Source organism: Bradyrhizobium sp. 147 (genome assembly GCF_023073935.1).
Lineage (GTDB): Bacteria > Pseudomonadota > Alphaproteobacteria > Rhizobiales > Xanthobacteraceae > Bradyrhizobium.
In genome coordinates, this window is the sequence record NZ_JADPKL010000135.1 from 58,492 (window position 1) to 74,641 (window position 16,150).

19 protein-coding genes are annotated in these 16,150 nt (G+C 63.5%); 10 read left to right on the top strand and 9 right to left on the bottom strand.

The features are described from left to right. Positions 1–11 precede the first annotated feature (11 nt). A complete protein-coding gene (locus tag IVA87_RS31340) occupies positions 12–947 on the top strand; it encodes a LysR family transcriptional regulator (protein ID WP_247277631.1) in 936 nt (311 codons plus the stop codon). 118 nt (positions 948–1,065) lie between these two features. Here the strand turns inward: IVA87_RS31340 and IVA87_RS31345 are convergent, their stop codons facing one another. Further along, positions 1,066–1,329: a hypothetical protein gene (locus IVA87_RS31345; RefSeq protein WP_247299328.1), complete on the bottom strand. Its 264-nt coding sequence runs from the start codon at positions 1,327–1,329 to the stop codon at positions 1,066–1,068. Between the two features lie 148 nt (positions 1,330–1,477). Between IVA87_RS31345 and IVA87_RS31350 the strand changes: the two genes are divergently transcribed. Both IVA87_RS31350 and IVA87_RS31355 read left to right on the top strand, forming a co-directional pair. Then, positions 1,478–2,464: a tripartite tricarboxylate transporter substrate binding protein gene (locus IVA87_RS31350; RefSeq protein ID WP_247299330.1), complete on the top strand. Its 987-nt coding sequence runs from the start codon at positions 1,478–1,480 to the stop codon at positions 2,462–2,464. Between the two features lie 95 nt (positions 2,465–2,559). Further along, positions 2,560–2,904, top strand: a complete 345-nt coding sequence (locus IVA87_RS31355; protein ID WP_247336826.1) for a hypothetical protein — start codon at positions 2,560–2,562, stop codon at positions 2,902–2,904. Positions 2,905–2,978: 74 nt separating this feature from the next. Here IVA87_RS31355 and IVA87_RS31360 read toward each other — a convergent pair whose 3' ends face one another. From IVA87_RS31360 to IVA87_RS31370, 3 genes are all read right to left on the bottom strand, one after another. Then, entirely contained in the window at positions 2,979–3,449 is a 471-nt protein-coding gene (locus tag IVA87_RS31360) for a YbaK/EbsC family protein (RefSeq protein ID WP_247336829.1), read from the bottom strand. 54 nt (positions 3,450–3,503) lie between these two features. Further along, on the bottom strand, positions 3,504–4,235 hold the full coding sequence (locus IVA87_RS31365) for a haloacid dehalogenase type II (protein WP_247299334.1): 732 nt from the start codon (positions 4,233–4,235) through the stop codon (positions 3,504–3,506). Positions 4,236–4,612: 377 nt separating this feature from the next. Further along, positions 4,613–5,497 (bottom strand): amidohydrolase family protein, encoded by an 885-nt coding sequence (locus IVA87_RS31370; protein ID WP_247277625.1) that lies wholly within the window; start codon positions 5,495–5,497, stop codon positions 4,613–4,615. Positions 5,498–5,810: 313 nt separating this feature from the next. Between IVA87_RS31370 and ykgO the strand changes: the two genes are divergently transcribed. The 3 genes from ykgO to IVA87_RS31385 all read left to right on the top strand — a co-directional run bounded on the left by ykgO (position 5,811) and on the right by IVA87_RS31385 (position 7,123). After that, a complete protein-coding gene (gene ykgO / locus IVA87_RS31375; RefSeq protein WP_006611362.1) occupies positions 5,811–5,936 on the top strand; it encodes a type B 50S ribosomal protein L36 in 126 nt (41 codons plus the stop codon). A gap of 105 nt (positions 5,937–6,041) precedes the next feature. After that, a complete protein-coding gene (locus IVA87_RS31380; protein WP_247336832.1) occupies positions 6,042–6,683 on the top strand; it encodes a tetratricopeptide repeat protein in 642 nt (213 codons plus the stop codon). A gap of 179 nt (positions 6,684–6,862) precedes the next feature. Next, positions 6,863–7,123: a hypothetical protein gene (locus IVA87_RS31385; RefSeq protein ID WP_247299338.1), complete on the top strand. Its 261-nt coding sequence runs from the start codon at positions 6,863–6,865 to the stop codon at positions 7,121–7,123. Between the two features lie 7 nt (positions 7,124–7,130). Here the strand turns inward: IVA87_RS31385 and IVA87_RS31390 are convergent, their stop codons facing one another. Further along, positions 7,131–7,313: a hypothetical protein gene (locus IVA87_RS31390; RefSeq protein WP_018648440.1), complete on the bottom strand. Its 183-nt coding sequence runs from the start codon at positions 7,311–7,313 to the stop codon at positions 7,131–7,133. Positions 7,314–7,641: 328 nt separating this feature from the next. On the opposite strand from IVA87_RS31390, the gene IVA87_RS31395 reads away from it, so the two are divergent. Continuing rightward, positions 7,642–8,598 carry an alpha/beta hydrolase gene (locus IVA87_RS31395; protein WP_247336835.1) on the top strand — a complete coding sequence of 319 codons (957 nt, stop codon included), beginning with the start codon at positions 7,642–7,644 and terminating at the stop codon, positions 8,596–8,598. A gap of 18 nt (positions 8,599–8,616) precedes the next feature. On the opposite strand, the gene cycA is transcribed toward IVA87_RS31395, so the two are convergent. Then, on the bottom strand, positions 8,617–9,012 hold the full coding sequence (gene cycA, locus IVA87_RS31400) for a cytochrome c-550 CycA (protein ID WP_247299342.1): 396 nt from the start codon (positions 9,010–9,012) through the stop codon (positions 8,617–8,619). 276 nt (positions 9,013–9,288) lie between these two features. Between cycA and IVA87_RS31405 the strand changes: the two genes are divergently transcribed. Then, the gene (locus tag IVA87_RS31405; protein ID WP_247299344.1) at positions 9,289–10,782 is read left to right on the top strand and encodes an FAD-linked oxidase C-terminal domain-containing protein; all 1,494 of its coding nucleotides are present in this window, start codon (positions 9,289–9,291) and stop codon (positions 10,780–10,782) included. 213 nt (positions 10,783–10,995) lie between these two features. Here the strand turns inward: IVA87_RS31405 and IVA87_RS31410 are convergent, their stop codons facing one another. The 3 genes from IVA87_RS31410 to IVA87_RS31420 all read right to left on the bottom strand — a co-directional run bounded on the left by IVA87_RS31410 (position 10,996) and on the right by IVA87_RS31420 (position 13,219). Continuing rightward, on the bottom strand, positions 10,996–11,334 hold the full coding sequence (locus tag IVA87_RS31410; RefSeq protein WP_247336838.1) for an antibiotic biosynthesis monooxygenase family protein: 339 nt from the start codon (positions 11,332–11,334) through the stop codon (positions 10,996–10,998). A 357-nt stretch (positions 11,335–11,691) separates the two neighbouring features. Continuing rightward, positions 11,692–11,946, bottom strand: a complete 255-nt coding sequence (locus IVA87_RS31415) for a hypothetical protein (RefSeq protein WP_247336842.1) — start codon at positions 11,944–11,946, stop codon at positions 11,692–11,694. 367 nt (positions 11,947–12,313) lie between these two features. Then, positions 12,314–13,219, bottom strand: coding sequence for a ferritin-like domain-containing protein (locus tag IVA87_RS31420; RefSeq protein ID WP_256466517.1), 906 nt, complete (start codon positions 13,217–13,219; stop codon positions 12,314–12,316). A 317-nt stretch (positions 13,220–13,536) separates the two neighbouring features. On the opposite strand from IVA87_RS31420, the gene IVA87_RS31425 reads away from it, so the two are divergent. Together IVA87_RS31425 and glcF are read left to right on the top strand one after the other, a co-directional pair. Further along, a complete protein-coding gene (locus IVA87_RS31425) occupies positions 13,537–14,775 on the top strand; it encodes an FAD-binding protein (RefSeq protein WP_247299350.1) in 1,239 nt (412 codons plus the stop codon). After that, on the top strand, positions 14,772–16,094 hold the full coding sequence (gene glcF / locus IVA87_RS31430; RefSeq protein ID WP_247299352.1) for a glycolate oxidase subunit GlcF: 1,323 nt from the start codon (positions 14,772–14,774) through the stop codon (positions 16,092–16,094). Before IVA87_RS31425 ends, glcF begins: the two co-directional genes overlap by 4 nt. The last annotated feature ends 56 nt before the right edge of the window (positions 16,095–16,150 follow it).

Below are 16,150 nucleotides of genomic sequence, written 5' to 3' on the forward strand. Positions count from 1 at the left end.
ACGGACTTCAGATGGCAAAACTCCCTGATTTCGAGGCGCTCGCGGTTTTCGCAAAAGTCGTGGAATTGCGGTCGTTTGCAGGGGCCGCAAGCGAGCTCGCGATGTCGAAGGCGACGGTCTCCAAGGCGGTCACCCGGCTGGAGGAGAGGCTCGGCGCCCGGCTGTTCAACCGCACCTCCCGCCGGCTCGCGTTGACCGATGCCGGCCACAAGCTCGCCGAACGCGCGACGCGCCTGCTGGCCGATGGCGAAGCCGCGGAGAACGAAGCGCTGGCGCAATCGGTGGCGCCGCGCGGCCTGGTCCGGCTCGCGGTGCCCATGACATTCGGCATCAAGGCCGTGGCGCCGCTGCTGCCGGAATTCTTTCAGGCCTATCCGGAAGTCTCGGTCGACCTGCATTTGAGCGATGCGACCGTCGACCTGATCGGGGAAGGCTTCGACATGGCGGTACGGATCGCGCGGCTGCCGGATTCCTCGCTGATCGCACGGCAGCTCTTCACCATGCCGCGCTATACCGTGGCGGCGCCGTCTTACCTCAAGCAATATGGCCGTCCGACGCATCCGATGCATCTGGCCGAGCACAAATGCTTCAGCTACGCCTATCTCTCGACGCCGAATGCTTGGCACTACACCAATTCTGCCGGTGAGCAGGCCAGCGTGCGCCCGGGCGGCCAGCTCCGCGTCAACAATGGTGAAGCGGTGATGCCGGCGCTGATCGCGGGCCTCGGTATCGCCGAGTTGCCCGAGTTCATCGTCGGCGAGGCGATCTCCTCAGGTCAGGTCGAAGTGATCCTCAAGGACTGGAAGCAGGCCGAAGGCGCCGTGCACCTGGTGACGCCGCCCGGTGGCCCGCGTCCCGCGCGCGTCGAGGCCCTTGGCGATTTCCTGGCCGCGAAGCTGCCGGGCACCTGTAAGCGGCGGACACGCGGGAAGGCAAAGACGTCGTAGAGCCACGCAGACTGACAGATCTCACGACCTCGTCATTGCGAGCGCAGCGAAGCAAACCAGAGTAAACCCGCGGAGAGACTCTGGATTGCTCGTTGCAAGAGCTCTTCGCAATGACGGGTTAAAACGAAGGCAACTTCACGCCGTCGATCGCGACAATGCGCAAGCTCGGCTTCAGCGTCTCTTCCAGCTGCGACTTCAATTCGTGAACACGAGGGTCGCTCGAGCGTCTCGCGCAAACCGCATATTGATGGACGGATTGCGCCAGTGCGCGTCGCGCTTCCGGCGTTCGCGTCATTTCGGGCGTTGAAAGTCGCAAGACGATCCCGGCGAGATTCACCAGCATCTCGTCCAAGGCGACGTCGATGGTCGCAAGTTTTCCCATGGCACACTCCTCGGAGGGAAACGGAGGCCTCAGGCATGCGTTCCGGACCCGGTCGAACATGGCTAATGCTTCGTAAACATCTTGTTCTTGCCGATCGCGACGTTAGGCTGGCAAGCGAACGAAGAAAAAATGAGGGGAGGGACCTGCCATGGACCGACGCGACGTCCTGCGCGCCGCTGCTGCACTGCCGTTGCTTCGCGCTGCGTTACCTGACAATGCCTTCGCTCAAACCTATCCCGCCCGCAACATCACCATGATCGTGCCGTTTCCCGCTGGCGGACAGGCCGATCTGGCGGCGCGTCCGGTGGCCCAGGCGCCGGAGCGGATCCTCGGCAAGCCCGTGATCGTCGACAATCGCGCCGGCGGTGGCGGCGGATCGGTGGGCAATGCCGCGGCCGCGCGCGCCGAGCCCGACGGCCACACGCTGCTGATGACACTGTCCTCGCTCGCGGTGCTCCCGGAAGCCGACCGCCTGTTCGAGCGTCCTGTTGCCTACGAGGTCTCGCAGTTCATGCCGATCGCGCGCGTGCTCGCCGATCCCACGCTGCTCGCGGTGCCAGCCTCGGCACCGTGGAAGACGGCGCAGGATTTCGTCGAGGACGCGAAGAGGCGACCGGGCCAGATCACCTATGGCTCGTCCGGGCCCTACGGCACGCTGCACGTGGCGATGGAAATGTTCGCAAGCAGCGCCGGCATCAAGCTGCTGCATGTGCCGTTCCGCGGCGCAGGTCCCGCACTGACCGCCATCCTCAGTGGTACCGTGCAGGCGATCGCCGCCGCACCCGGCACGCTGAAGCCGCAGGTCGACGGCGGCAAGCTGCGCGTGCTCGGCAATTGCGGCGCGCAGCGCATCGCGAGCTTCCCCGACGTGCCGACCTTTCAGGAGCTCGGCTACAGGGATGTCGAGATGTACATTTGGGCCGGCCTGTTCGCGCAGAGCGCGCTGCCGGCCACGATCGCGACCCGTCTGCGCGAGGCGATGGCGCAGGTGATGACGAGTCCGGACGTGCTCAAATCGTTCGAGGCCTCGGGCAGCCTCGTGGCCTATCAGGATGCCCCGGCCTTCGCGCAATTCGTCGCGGCCGACAGCGCGCGGCTGATCGCGGCGGTGAAGAAGATCGGCAAGGTGGAGTAGGTTCCAGGCGCGCTTTCACGTTTTGTTGTTGGTCCAGAACCTTCCCCCGCCTCATTGATTGAGGAGGTTTTGACGGATTCGGGAAGGATCGGGACATGCGAACAGAGCGGATTGCGCTGGGTGTGGCGCTCGCGGTCAGCGGCATCGTCGCGCAGAGCGCGGCATCCGCGCAAGAATACCGCGGCACGATGGAACAGCAGATGGCCTGCACACCTGATGTGTGGCGTCTGTGCAGCGATCAGATTCCCGACGTGAACCGTATCGTGGCCTGCTTGCAGCAGAACACGCCGCAGCTCTCCAGCGGGTGCCGTGCGGTGTTCCAGTCGAACAATCAGACCCAACCGCAGCAGCCGGTGCCGCGTAACCGCGCCGCACCGCCGCCGCCGCGCTATAACGCGGCTCCGCCTGGGGCTCAGCCCCGACCCTACGATGACGATTAAAGCGCTTTCACGCGACGTGGATACCCGGTCGCGTGGAGAGGTTCGGTTTTGATTCGATCAAAACCGATAAGGCCCTAGTCGGACCTGATTTCGCAGACGTCGACCCATTCGGCCGCGACCAACTCGGCCATCCGATCCGGGGCGATGCGCACGGCACTGTGGGTCGAGCCCGCGGCTGGCACCACGACGTCGAACGCTTTCAGCGAGACGTCGCAATAGATCGGCAGCGGTGCCTTCAGGCCGAACGGGCACACGCCGCCGACCTCGTGGCCGGTGATCTCGGCGACCTCTTCCGGTCCCAGCATTTTCGGCTTGCCCCCGAACTGCGCCTTCACCTTCTTGTTGTCCATGCGCGATGTGCCGGCGGCGACGATCAGGATCACGCGCTCGCCGACGCGCAACGAGAGCGTCTTGGCGATGCGCCCCGGCTCGACGCCATAGGCTTCAGCCGCCAGCATCACCGTGGCGGAGCTAATCGGGGATTCGATGACGGTAATGTCGGGGGCTTTCTCGGCGAAGAAATCGCGAACGGATTGCAGGCTCATTCCAAACAGCTCATTCCAAACAGTTCACTCGAACTCATGGGCAGCTAGCGATCTCTAAGCGATGCTTGGCAGCTCGGAGAGCGCGCGGACACGATGATCCGGCGCGAAGCCGAGCTCGTCCATCTGGGTGCGGATCGCCTTGAACATCGTCAGCGGTGCCATGAGTTCGGTCTCGACGCAAGCCAGCGCCATGGCTTCGGGTGCCACCCGCTCGATCCAGGCAACCTTCAATCCGAATGATTTCGCGCCGGCGGCGTCCCAAGGATTGGAGGAGACGAACAGAACCTCATCCGGCGCGGTGCCGAGCACCTCGCCGATGAGTTCATAGGCCTCCGGGCTCGGCTTGAAGATGTTCTTGGCGTCGACGCTGATGGTGGCATCGAGCAGGGCATCGAGGCCGGAATTGCGCACGAGCGCGTTCAGCATGTCCGGGCTGCCGTTGGAGAGAATGGCGAGCTTGCGCGGCCTCAGGGCCGCAAGCGTTGCGGTCGCATCCGAATAGAGATCGAGATGCAGATACTTCTCGATCACGCGCTCGAACGCCTCGCTGTCATAAGCGAGCCCGAGCACGCGCAACGTATAAGCCAGGGAGTCGCGCGTGACCGCCGAAAAATCCTGGTAACGCCGCATCAGCGAACGCAACCAGGTGTATTCGAGCTGCTTGATGCGCCAGACCTGCGTGATGATCTCGCCATAGCCTGGAAATGCATCCTCGGTGATCTCAGCGACCGACTGGATGTCGTAGAGCGTTCCGTAGGCGTCGAAGACGACGGCTTTGAGGGGCAATTGACCGTCCTCCGGGGCTCGATGCAGGCGCAGGACTATAGCGGGCGCGGTGATATCGATCCAAGCAGGAAATTCGGATCGGGCGCTGTTGCGCGGCCAAGCGTGTGCGAGGAATTCGATCGGGTTGCGAGGCGAACGCTGCAATCTTTCAACGAAGCGAAGCGCATCTGGCGTGAATGCGTTCCGAAGTCGATCAGGCTGATACCACCGAAGGGGAGCTCTTGCGTGCAGTTGAGAAGCTGCGCGCCGAAGCCACTAGAGAACCGGGAGTTACACCGTGATTTGGCGCGGACGATGTGACCGGAAGCAGCTTCCGTTGGCGCAGTATCCGTTGCGCCCACGAAAATCAGCCAGACTCCACCGATCCATGAGCGCGTCTAGATTCCCAGCAGCTTGCGCGCATTGGCTTTGAGCACCTTCGGCCGGATCTCGTCGCGGATGTCGATCTTGGCAAAATCCGACAGCCAGCGGTCCGGAGTGATCACCGGCCAGTCCGAGCCGAACAGCATCTTGTCCTGGAGAATCGAGTTGATGTAGCGCACCAGGATCGGCGGGAAATATTTCGGCGACCAGCCCGAGAGGTCGATATAGACGTTCGGCTTGTGGGTCGCGACCGACAGTGCCTCCTCCTGCCACGGGAAGGAGGGGTGGGCGAGAATGATCTTGAGGTCGGGGAAATCGGCCGCGACATCGTCCATGTACATCGGGTTGGAGTATTTCAGCCGCATGCCCATGCCGCCGGGCATGCCGGAGCCGACGCCGGTCTGGCCAGTGTGGAACAGCGCGATGGCGCCGCCATTGTTGATCTCTTCATAGAGTGGATAGGCCATGCGGTCGTTGGCGTAGAAGCCCTGCATGGTCGGGTGGAATTTGAAGCCGCGTACGCCGTATTCCTCGATCAGCTTGCGCGCCTCGCGGACGCCCAGCTTGCCCTTGTGCGGATCGATCGAGACGAAGGGGATGAGGACGTCGAGGTGGTCGGAGGCGACCTCCAGCATCTCGTAATTGTTGTAACGGCGGAAGCCCGTCTCGCGCTCGGCGTCGACCGGGAAGATCACGGCGGCGATGTTCTTGGCGCGGTAGTACGCCGCGGTCTCCGGCACTGTCGGCGGATGCTTGTTTGGCGACTTGAAATACTCCGCCATCTGCGCCTGGAAATCGTCATAGCCGTCGTCGGCATGGCAGCCGCAGGGCTCCTCGGCATGGGTGTGGATGTCGATGGCGACGACATCGTCGATGTTGGGCAGCTTCAGCTTCGGCATGGGTTTCCTCCCGGCGGGTTGCCGAATTGATTATATGATATAACGAATTTTGCAAGGCGCTGCCGCAGGTTATCGCTTGGCCGATCCGGCCGATCCGGCCGATCCGGCCGTTTCTACTGTGCATGGGGTTGTTTTCACGCATTTGCTGGATCGGAACGGGGCCGTTAACATTGACATCACCGCCCGCCATGCCTTAAGAACCGCCCCGTCCCGGGCGGTCGGTCCGCCAGCGGGAAAAATCTCATTTTGCCACATTCGCGCGTGCCGAAACGGTAGTGCCGAACACGGCCTTTCGAACGTTCAGGATTCTGCCATGAAGGTCCGTAACTCGCTGAAATCGCTGCGCGGTCGCCATCGCGCCAACCGCCTGGTCCGCCGCAAGGGCCGGGTCTATGTGATCAACAAGGTGCAGCGCCGCTTCAAGGCGCGCCAGGGCTGATCTCGCCCTGCCGGACGCCGCGCGCGTCCCGCAAGACCCGGTCTCACACGAGTTTGACGCCGCCTTTGCTTTGCAAGGGCGGCTTTACGCGTTTAGACTTTCACCATGGCAGTGAGATTCCCTTTCGCGCTTACGCTGTGTCTGGCCCTTGTCCTGGGAACCGCCGGCTTCGCCCCGGCGCGAGCGCAGCAGATTGAGCCGCCGCCCCCGCCCGGCAAGCAGAAGAAGCTGCCGGAAGCGCCGGCCAAGCTGCCCAAGGTCGACCGCACCAAGAACCTCGATTTCCTATTCGGCGCACTGAAGGCGGCGCCCGACGAGGCCAGCGCCAAGCATGTCGAGGCGCGGATCTGGGCGATCTGGCTCCAGACCCCGAGCGACACTGCGGCACTGTTGATGTCGCGCGCCAAGACCGCGGTCGACGCGCAGAAGATCGAGGTCGCGATCAAGCTGCTGGATTCGGTCATCAAGCTCAGGCCCGACTACATCGAGGCGTGGAACCGGCGCGCTACGCTCTATTACATACAGAACGATTACGGCCGCTCGCTCGCGGATATCCAGCAAGTGCTGATCCGCGAACCGCGCCATTTCGGTGCGCTCGCAGGGCTCGGCATGATCATGCAGGAGGTCGGTGATGAGAAGCGCGCGCTGGACGCCTACCGCAAGGCACTCGCCGTCAATCCGCACCTCGAGAAGATTCCGGAGCAGGTCAAGGCCCTGACCGAGAAGGTCGAAGGCCGCGACATCTAGAGCACGATCCGGAAAAGTGTGCAGCGGTTTCCCGGAGAGATCGTGCTGAAGCAATAAGGCTTAACTCGATCATTTCTAGCGATCGCGGCCGGCGCGGATTAACCACGATAGCAGGCGTCGCATCGTGAGGGCTATTGCCGGGGCCGACGCCGGCCTACCTGCATGGCGGGAGCAAAGCCATGAAGCGTTTAATCTTTGCGGGTAGCTTGCTGCTCGCGTCGGGCACGGCGAGCCTCGCCGACGGATTGTTCTGGGTGGTCGGCAACCGCGCCACCGGCAAATGCAACATCGTGACCAGCAATCCTGTGATCATCGGCGATATCTGGTTCGGTGACGGCCCCTACAAATCCAAGGCCGACGCCAAGCTTGCGCGTTCGACGATCCGCGCCTGTCCCGCGCTCACGCCGGACGAGGAAAAGGACGAGGACGGGTCGAACTAGCCTGCACTCAATGCAGGACGCTGCCGCCGCGCTCGGCGAGGCCGCGATCGGCGGCCGCAGCGTAAGCTTTTGCAAGCTCCGCTTCGAGATGCTCGTTGATCAGGAGCAGCGCCCGCACGGCACCGCGCAGGTCGCCGTTACAGCTCGCGACGATCTCATCGATCGCAGTGTCGTTCGATCTGAAGCTCATCGAAAATCCTCCGGTTCAAACCAGGAAAATCCTGCCGGTCTTTCCCGCATCCCCGAGGTTGCGAGCAGGATCGGCGCCCACCCGCGCCTAGATGGCCGAAACGACCATGGCGATTATATGGATTCCGGGATAACGACCGCATGAAGCTGGGCCGAGGTGTCCGTATCGCCAAGGAATATTGTTGATTCCATTGAGTTTTTACGGTCCGAGATTGTGCACATATCCACAGCCCACCATTTCCGGTGGAAGCCTTGATGCCGGCTGAGCGAAACTGCCGTGTGCCAAGACCCGTAACTGCCCTGTGTCCAGGATCGCCCGGATTCTCTCGATGATCGTGATGTCAATCGTGACGGCGCTGGTTCTGTTGGCGCTGGTCACGCAGGCTGGAATCGTCGTCGTGCAGCGCGCCTTTCCGGCGCAGGGCCGGATGATCGAGGTCGACGGCGCTGTGCTTCACGTCGTCGATCTCGGCCCGCGCGACGCTGGCCTGCCGATCGTGATGCTGCACGGCGCGAGCTCCAATCTCGAAGCGATGCGGCGGCCGCTCGGCGATCTCCTCGCCAGGGATCGTCGCGTCATTCTGATCGACCGCCCCGGCCACGGCTGGAGCACGCGCCTGCGGCGGCAGGATTCGACGCCGCAGATCCAGGCGCGGATGATCGATGAAGCGCTTCATAGGCTCGGGATCGATCGCGCGGTGTTCGTGGTGCATTCCTGGAGCGGCGCCCTCGGCGCGCGGATCGCGCTCGATCACCCCCACCGCGTCGCCGGCCTCGTGATGCTCGCGCCCGTCACTCATCCCTGGCGCGGCGGCGTCGACCGCTACAACGAGATCATCGCAACGCCCGTGGTCGGTCCGCTGCTCGCCTACACGATCACGCTGCCGCTCGGCTACGTCCTCGCTGAATCCGGTGCGCGCAACGTCTTCCTGCCCCAAGTCATGCCGGACGGCTTCGTCAAGGATTCCGCGACGCCGCTGCTGCTGCGTCCACGCGAGTTCATCGCCAATGCCTATGATCTGGTGACGCTGAAGGAAGCCGTGGCCGGGCAAGTCGCGCGTTACGGCGAGATATCGGCGCCGGTCACGATCATCGCCGGCGAGCCCGATAAGACCGTCTCGACCGGCATCCACGCGCGCCCGTTCGCTGCCACCGTGCCGAATGCGAAATTGATCGTGCTGCCCGATCTCGGCCACATGGTGCAGAACGCCGTGCCGGATCTCGTGAAGGCGGAGATCGAGGCGATGATCGGCAAGATCGTGCCGGCGCAGGCGGCCGCCGATTAGCGGCCGCCTTTTCCGCGCTTACTGCTTGATCTTCCCGTCCTTGTCGAATTGGGAAATGAAGGCCCAGAGATTGTTGATCTCGGTCTCGTTCTTGATGCCGGCGAACGCCATCTTGGTGCCGGGGATCTTGGCCTTGGGATCCTTGATGTATTCCTTGAACGTCGCCTCGTCCCAGGTGATGCCGGAATTCTTGTTCGCATCCGAGTAGTTGTAATCGGGAGCGGTGCCCGACTTGCGGCCGTTGAGGCCGTTGAGCTCGGGGCCGACCTTGTTCTTGGCGCCTTCGCCGATCGCGTGGCAGGCCAGGCATTTGTTGAACGACGTCTTGCCGGCCGCGACATCCTGCGCCATCGCGGCGGGTGCGGTGGCAATCACGGTGAGGATCGTCAGTGCGCCAAAAGTCAGTTTTGTCATCGGGTGCTCTTCGTCTCTTCCCTGGTGGGTCTAGTCAGTCTCTTGCCTGCGCGGCAATGGTCGGACGTGCCGGTTTTGGCAGGCCTGCCCGGCTTGGACAAGCCGCCAGACCATGACAGGTTTCACGATTTCCTACTTGTCCCAGAGCGAACTCTCGGAAAGATCGTTGATCCGACTTTCGATTGGCCTACCCAAACATCCGCGGACGTGGTTGATTTGCCGCGACAAATTATCAGGCGGCGTGAGCCGGAAACGAAATGCCGTGAAGGACTTGATATGGCCATCATGATGCCTGCGAGCGACCAGGCCGTGCTTGCACGCCGCGCGGACATCGTTGCCGCACTGCGCGCAATCGTGCCTGGCGAGGGTGTGATCGACAGCGCCGCCGAGATGCGAGCCTATGAATCCGACGGATTGACGGCCTATCGGCAGCCGCCGATGGTCGTGGTGCTGCCCGACACCACCGAGCAGGTCTCGCTGATCCTGAAATATTGTGCAGGGCAGGGCATCAAGGTCGTGCCGCGGGGGTCCGGTACCTCGTTATCCGGCGGCGCCCTGCCGCTCGAGGACGGCGTGCTGCTCGGGCTCGGCAAGTTCAAGCGCATCCGCGAGATCGATTTCGACAACCGCGTCGTCGTGACCGAGCCCGGCGTCACCAATCTCGCCATCAGTCAGGCGGTTGCGCATGCCGGCTTCTATTACGCGCCCGACCCGTCCTCGCAGATCGCCTGCTCGATCGGCGGCAACGTCGCGGAAAATTCCGGCGGCGTGCATTGCCTGAAATACGGCATGACCACCAACAACGTGCTCGGTTGCGAGATCGTGCTGATGAGCGGTGAGATCCTGCGCATCGGCGGCAAGTCGGCGGAGAATCCCGGCTACGACCTGATGGGAGTCATCACCGGTTCCGAGGGCCTGCTCGGGGTCATCACCGAGATCACCGTGCGCATCCTGCAAAAGCCTGAGACCGCGCGTGCGCTGATGGTCGGCTTCGCAGAAGTCGAAGCCGCCGGCGAATGCGTGGCACGCATCATCGGCGCCGGCATCATCCCTGGGGGCATGGAGATGATGGACAAGCCCGCGATCCACGCGGCCGAAGCCTTCGTCCACGCCGGCTATCCGCTCGACGTCGAGGCGCTGCTCATCATCGAACTCGACGGTCCCAAGATCGAGGTCGACGAGCTGATCACGCGCGTCGAGGCGATCGCGAATGGCTGCGGCTCCACCACCTGCCAGATCTCCAATTCCGAGGCCGAGCGCAATCTGTTCTGGGCGGGCCGGAAAGCCGCGTTCCCCGCGGTCGGGCGCATCTCGCCCGATTATCTCTGCATGGACGGCACCATCCCGCGCGGTGCGCTGCCGAAGGCGCTGGCGCGCATCCGCGAGCTCTCGGAAAAATACCAGCTCGGCTGTGCCAATGTGTTCCATGCCGGCGACGGCAATCTGCATCCGCTGATCCTCTACGACGCCAACAAGCCGGGCGAGATCGAGCGTGCGGAGGCCTTCGGTGCGGACATCCTGCGTGCCTGCGTCGAATTCGGCGGCGTGCTCACCGGCGAGCACGGCGTCGGCATCGAGAAGCGCGATCTGATGCCCGACATGTTCAGCGAGATCGACCTCAACCAGCAGCAGCGCCTCAAATGCGCCTTCGACGCCCAGGGCCTGCTCAATCCCGGAAAAGTGTTTCCGACCCTGCATCGCTGCGCCGAGCTTGGCCGCATGCATGTCCATGCAGGCAAGCTGGCGTTTCCGGACATCCCGCGGTTCTAGGCTCGCAATGTCGGATCTTCCTCATCCTGGACTGTCTATGTCGACGCTGTCGGGAGAAGTGCTCGCCGCAATTCACACCCGAAGATCGGTCACGTTTCAGCTCGATCGCGCGTGAGAGGCGGCGATTGGCAGGAGACACATGACCGGGCGTGGCGCGTCGCCGAACGGCGCAGCGAGGCTACACCATTCGGCTTTCCTGATGCTACCGCGGGTCTATATCAGCGCATATTGCGTACGTTCGCGCCTGGTCAGCAGAGGTAGGGCTTGACCGGCGATATGGCTCTTAAAATGTGCGCTGTCCTGATGCGCCTTGAACGCGGCCTCGTCGCGGAATAGCTCGTAGAACAGGAACTGGGCCGGATTGTCCTTGGCGCGGCTGATCAGGAATAGTTTTACGCCGGGCTCGCTTTGAGCCTGTGGCAGGAAGCTACGCAGGATCTCGGCAACCCGATCGGCTTCTTCAGCCTTCGCTTCCCATTGCGCCACGACCAGCAGACCGCCGCCGCCGACGGCCTGATGGATGGCTTGTTGGTTCATTGATTGTTCGTCCATGATGGAGCTCCGTTGTGACGAGAACCATGCGACCGGTAGCGAAGTCTCGGGTGAAGATGGTTCGATGATGATCGAAGTGCGGATGTCGCCGGGCGTAGGCCGAGGTGCACTCCATATCCTCATGGGAGACCGACAAGCTGTCGTCTCGCCCATGAAGGCCCGGCGGTTGCAGCGCGGATTTCGTCCTTGAGACGCTTGCTGCGCAAGCTGCTCAGGACGAGGGAAGGCGCGACGCTCGGGGTGGCCGCCCACGTTCGCAACCCTCGTCGTCGCCTTGGGATCGCTCACACAAAGAGCCGCCGGGTTGAGACCGCGGCGGCTCTTGTCATTGGCCTATTGGCAATTGCGAGATGGCCGTCAGTAGCTACGTTTCGTGCTCGCGCCCGTGGTTTGGCCGGGAGCGTAGCCAGAAGCGCCGGGATGACCTTTCTTAGAACCCATGGCCTGCTTCTTATGTCCCGGAGCGTAGCCGGATGCTCCCGGATGGCCTGCCTTGGAGCCCTTGGTTTGCATCTCGTGGCCCGGCGTCTTGCTTGATACGCCTTGGGCAAAGACGGTTGGTGCAGTGCCAATGAGGGCGATGGCAGAAAGTGCAATTATCATCCTCTTCATCTTCATTCCTCCTCTCAGCGAAGAACTTTGATCAACGGGTTGGAAACTGCGCCGTTCCATGAACGCCTGTTCATCAATCCATTATCGCAGGTCAGCAAACGCCCGACGTGCGCGGCTCCGATTCGCCGAAAAAGCAGTGCCGATGATCGCGACGGTTGATGCAGAACGCGGAGTCTAGCTGTGGGCGCCGAGCGATTGCGTCGCTCACGGTTTGCTCGCTCGACCTGCCGACAATGCTCTCGTCCGGGTGGGCGAGCCACGCGAACAAGATCACCACAGCGTCAAAAGCGACCTACCCGACGATCGTGCCAAGGCGCGCTTCGGCCGCCGGCACGACGGCCGATCCGGCTCCCATTTGGCCGAGAACTCAGGTGGATTTGAGCACGCCGTTCATTCCGTTCGGATAGAACCCGCCTTTGCTGACACCCTGCTTCTCGGTCAGATAAACGATATGGAGCACCTCCTGCGGCGTGCGGCGGAAGGCAATGGCATCGGGCGTGGACGGAACGACATTGGCTTTGCCGTTCATCCGGATGCCCTGGTCCTTGTCCTGACCACCGTCGACCTTGTCCCGGGCGTCGGAGATGGCGTTGGCCGCATTCCAGGCCTTTTCACCCATCAAATAGAGCTGCGAGCGCGCCATCCCCATGTGGTACGCCTCGACGGCCAGAATGCCCGCCGCAGCCTCGACGAACTCCTTGCTCTTGAGCAGCGGCGCTGCCCCGGCATATGCCGTCACGCCGACATCCTCAAACAGCATGCCGCCCAGCAAGACACTCATGTCATCAGCAAACGGATCGAAGTCGGCGGGGAGACCAGCGGCCTGGGCGGCTGCCTTGAAGCCCGCATCGAAATCGATGGCCGGGCGCGATACTGCCATCCGGCCCAGCGTCTTGCGATAGAAGCGCACGTGGGCAAGCTCGTTCTCGGCCAGCTCCTCGACAAACTCGCGGATTTCCTTCCTGTCGAATTTGGCTTCGTGTCCGCCAGCGACCCTCGCGGCGTCGGGTCCAGCGTCAGAATCATCGATCCCCTTGCCGGTCGTGGCACGCAGATAAAACTCAGCCTCCATGTATTCCAGGTTCAACGCGAACTGAAAGATGTCCTCATCCTTCACTTCGGCGGCATGTATTCCGACGCCAGTGGTTTCCTGGTGCTTCTGTTGTGCTTTGTGCTGCGCATGGGCTGTGGGGATCAACAGCCCGCTCAGGCCAAGGACCGACAAACCGGCAACGGATTGCCGTCGGGAGATACGAACTCGCTCCACGTTCATGGCAAACCTCCTCTTCGTGGTGGTTGTGACGCGCCTTACAAGAGCCGCAGATCGCCCCGCCCATTTTCGCCCGCTTCGCGCTGGCGCGCCGAATGCATGTCAAATGCGAGTGCGTGCGTCCGTTCCTATTGGGGAGCAGGCAACCCTGATCGTCCGCAATCGCCCTGTGACAGTCCGCGGCGTGCGCTGATGTCTGCCCAGCAAGGGGAGCGCGTGGCCGCCGCTCTTTCGCGTTGCACCAGAGATTGCCGGGCCGAGCGATGCGCAAGGCTTGCCAGATTTGATTTCCGGCGCGAATTTCGTTACGGCCTCTTCCCGTGGATACGCTGAAGGTCAGAGACGCCAAAGACGTCGAAGAGGTGGTGCGCGCGGCGATCGCCAACGAGCAGCCGCTCGAGATCATCGGTCATGGCTCCAAGCGCGGCATCGGCCACGCGATGGCGACCAATGCTGTACTCGACGTCTCGGCGCTCAATGCAGTCACCTCCTACGAGCCCAACGAGCTGATCGTCACGCTCCAGGCCGGTGCGCCGCTGGCCGACGTGCTGTCGCTGATCGATGCCAAGAACCAGCAATTCGCCTTCGAGCCGATGAACACGGCGCCGTTGCTCGGCGCGCCGGCGCTCGGAACCATCGGCGGCATGATCGCCGCCGGGCTCGCTGGTCCGCGGCGGATCAGGGCGGGCGGGGCGCGCGATCACCTGCTCGGGGCGCACGCCGTCTCCGGTTTCGGCGACAGCTTCAAGACCGGCGGCAAGGTGGTGAAGAACGTCACCGGCTACGACCTCTGCAAGCTTCTCGCCGGCTCCTGGGGCACGCTGTCGGTGATGACGGAGGTCACGCTCAAGGTGATGCCCAAGCCCGAGGCCGAGCGGATGTTGGTGCTGCGCGGGCTCGACGACGCCGAGGCCAACAAGGCGATGACGGCGGCACTCGGCTCGCCCTTCGACGTTTCCGGTGCCGCGCATCTGCCGAAATCGGCCTTTCGGGCCAAGTCGGAAGGACTTGGCGACATCGCGAGCCAGGACGAGGCGTTGACCGTGCTGCGGCTCGAGGGCATCACGGCCTCTGCCGCGCACCGCGCAGGCTCCTTGCGCGAATTGCTGGCGCCGTTCGGAACTGCGACGCTGGTCGAGGACGTGGCATCCGCGGCGCTGTGGGCCACGATCCGCGACGTCCTGCCGTTCGCGGCAAGCGGTGCGCTGGGCGCCTGGCCGGTCTGGCGGATCGTCTGTCCGCCGGCATCAGGGGCAGCGCTCGGCACCCAATTGGCCCGTGAGACCGGCGGGGACGTGATCTACGATTGGGGCGGCGGGCTGATCTGGGCGGCGTTGCCGCCGAAGCCGGACGCGCATGCCCCGGCCGTGCGCCAGCGCACCAACGCGTTCGGAGGACATGCCACGCTGATCCGGGCGACCGAGGGCGTCAGGCGTGACGTCGATGTCTTCCATCCGCAAGCGCCTGGCATTGCCGCGCTGAGCGAGCGGGTGCGCGCCAGCTTCGATCCGAAGACCATTCTCAACCGGGGGCGGTTGACGCGGAGCGCTGCGACATGAAGACCGAATTCTCACTGGCGCAGCTCGCCGACCCCGACATCGCGGAGGCCGACAAGATCCTTCGCGCCTGCGTCCATTGCGGCTTCTGCACAGCAACCTGCCCGACCTATGTGCTGCTCGGCGACGAGCTCGATAGCCCGCGCGGCCGCATCTACCTGATCAAGGAGATGCTGGAAAAGGACCAGGCGCCGACCGCCGAGGTGGTCAAGCATGTCGACCGCTGCCTGTCGTGCCTCGCCTGCATGACGACCTGCCCCTCAGGGGTGAACTACATGCATCTCGTCGACCAGGCCCGGGTCCGGATCGAGCAGCGCTATCAGCGGCCGCTGACTGAGCGGTTGTTGCGCCAGGTGCTGGCCTTCGTCCTGCCAGACCCGCGGCGCTTTCGCGCGAGCATGGTGCTGGCGCGGCTGGCCCGCCCGCTTGCCGTCTTCCTGCCGACGCCCCGGCCCTCGGCCACGCCCGGGTTGATCCAGCGCATCAAGGCGATGCTGGCGCTGGCGCCGAACCGGCTGCCATCGCCGGGGCCCCGCGCCGGCAGCGTGTTCGCCGCGCTCGGCAAGAAGCGCGGCCGGGTCGCTCTGCTGCAAGGCTGCGCTCAGCAGGTGCTGGCGCCGCGCATCAACCAAGCCGCCGTCAGCCTTCTCACCCGCCACGGCATCGAGGTTGTCCTGGTCCGGGACGAGCAGTGCTGTGGCGCGCTGACCCATCATCTCGGCGACGACCATGACGCCTTGACGCGAGCCCGCGCCAATGTCGCGGCGTGGCGGAAGGAAGCGGCCGGCGAGGGGCTCGACGCCATCCTGGTGACGGCCTCCGGCTGCGGCACCGTGATCAAGGACTACGGCTATCTGCTGCGCGAGGACGCTGCGTTCGCCGCCGACGCGGCCAAGGTCTCCGCGATCGCCAAGGACATCACCGAATACGTCGCCGGCCTCGAACTCGCGACCACCGCGCCGCACGATGACATCGTCGTCGCCTATCACTCTGCGTGTTCGTTGCAGCATGGGCAGAAAATCACGGACCTTCCGAAAGAATTGCTTTCCAAGAATGGATTCGTGGTGAAAGATGTGCCGGAGAGCCATTTGTGTTGCGGTTCGGCGGGGACCTACAACATTCTCCAGCCCGAGCTTGCGGGCCGGTTGCGCGATCGCAAGGTCGCCAACATCGCGAGCGTCAAGCCGGACATGATTGCCGCGGGCAATATCGGCTGCATGGTGCAGATTGCCAGTGGCACGTCAGTTCCGGTCGTACACACGATTGAGCTTCTCGATTGGGCTACGGGCGGGTCGCGGCCGGCATTGAACGCGCAAGTTTGAGCTTTCAAAAGCTGAGCTTTCGTCCGGAGGTGACGGCTGAAGACGCCCGATCGACC